The following is a 1,544-nucleotide window of genomic DNA, read 5'->3' as shown; positions in this document are numbered from 1 at the left end:
ATCGACGCCGTACGCAACAGGGTTGTTGTAAATCATGATAGGCATCTCTGGTGTCGCTTCTGCCAGCGTGCGGTAGTAATCATATGTTTCGCTTTCAGACGTGCGGTAAACCATCGCAGGCATCACCATACACCCGTCGATACCAATTTTGTGCGCGTCTTGCATGTAATCGATAGCCGCAGTGGTAATTGACTCTGCCGTACCAGCAATAAGAGGAACACGACCATTAACCACTTCTTTGGCAGCTTGTAGCACCTGACGCTTTTCTTCCGGATATAGCGCGCAGTTCTCACCTACCGTACCAAGGCAAATAATGCCGTTCACACCATCTTTAATTTGGTTATCGATAACGGTTTGTGTTGCGTCTAGGTCAATGGACTGATCTTGACGAAACTGCGTACTGACCGCCGGATAAACACCTTTCCAATCTACTTTCATGAACTTCCTTTCCTTTATGTATATTGTATGCAATTTATAAAGACGAGCGAAAATGCTCAAATTTGGCTTTCAACGCCATGTTTTAACAACACCGCTTTTACTGCGGCTAAATCAGCCAAGGCACTGCCAACCGATTTATATAAGGTAATCACCTCGTCACTTTGACGCCCTTGCACTTGCTGAGCGCAAAGCTCAGGCAACTCCCCATAAATGTCTTCAGGTGTGAATACCCCCTCTTGTATTGGGATCAGCAAATCTCCCGCTTCCGCCAACACATTAATGCAACTGTCGACATACACATTCGCTCTTTGCACCGAGACAGAATCGCATTCGCGCTTGTCTAAGTCGTGATTACCGACCAGATCAATGTGTGTTCCTGACTGCACATCAGAGCCATTAAACAAAGGCTGAGCAGACGCAGTAATGCAACTGATGATATTGACTTGATCAATCATTTGCTCAACGTTTTCGACCACAGACACAGGAAACTGGCGCGCTTCTGGCAGTAATTGATATTCAGAGGAAGACAGAATCTGATCCACCGTTGAGGCAGCCTTTTCTGGGTTTCGTCCCCAAACATAAACCTGTTTGAGTGGCCGAATCGCTGCGTAAGCCCACGCAAAATAAGGGGCTAAGTTGCCAGTACCACAAATCAACAAGCGGGAGGCATTTTTGCGCGCTAAGTAATCGGCGGCTAAAGCAGATGCGGCAGCTGTACGCCAAAAAGTTAAGACTTTACCGTCCACCAGCGCGATGGGTTCACCATCTCCGCGTTTGAAGACCAACAACTTAGATGCCAAAGTATCTTTGCCTTGCAGAGGATTCTCAGGAAAGTAAGTAAATGCCTTAACGGCAATCAGTTCTTGGTTCCATGCGGGCAGTAAAGCAAAGCCTTCATACTTCCCCTCTTCTAATGACATCACTCTGCGCTGCGGAATCGTGGCAGGCTGTGCATAGATGTCTCGCATGGTTTCAATCAAAGAGTGCATACTCAAACTTTGCGCGACTTGCTGTGCATCGATGACTTTCATCACTTCTCCAAAATAGGTACGTTGAGTTCCAATGTGGGGTTTAACTCATCAATCGAGAAATAAACCCCTACAGTT

2 protein-coding genes are annotated in these 1,544 nt (G+C 46.7%); both read right to left on the bottom strand.

All coding sequences use genetic code 11. From position 1 onward, the window contains the following. Window positions 1–438, bottom strand: a 438-nt coding sequence (locus R7F67_RS23910; RefSeq protein ID WP_318057421.1) for a dihydrodipicolinate synthase family protein, incomplete at its 3' end; no start/stop codon positions are given. 56 nt (window positions 439–494) lie between these two features. Beyond that, window positions 495–1,469 carry an ornithine cyclodeaminase family protein gene (locus tag R7F67_RS23905; RefSeq protein WP_318057420.1) on the bottom strand — a complete coding sequence of 325 codons (975 nt, stop codon included), beginning with the start codon at window positions 1,467–1,469 and terminating at the stop codon, window positions 495–497. Window positions 1,470–1,544 lie beyond the last annotated feature (75 nt).

The organism is Vibrio sp. YT-17 (assembly GCF_033337375.1).
In the GTDB taxonomy this organism is placed as follows: Bacteria; Pseudomonadota; Gammaproteobacteria; order Enterobacterales; family Vibrionaceae; genus Vibrio; species Vibrio alginolyticus.
This window is presented reverse-complemented; position numbering and strand designations above follow the sequence as displayed.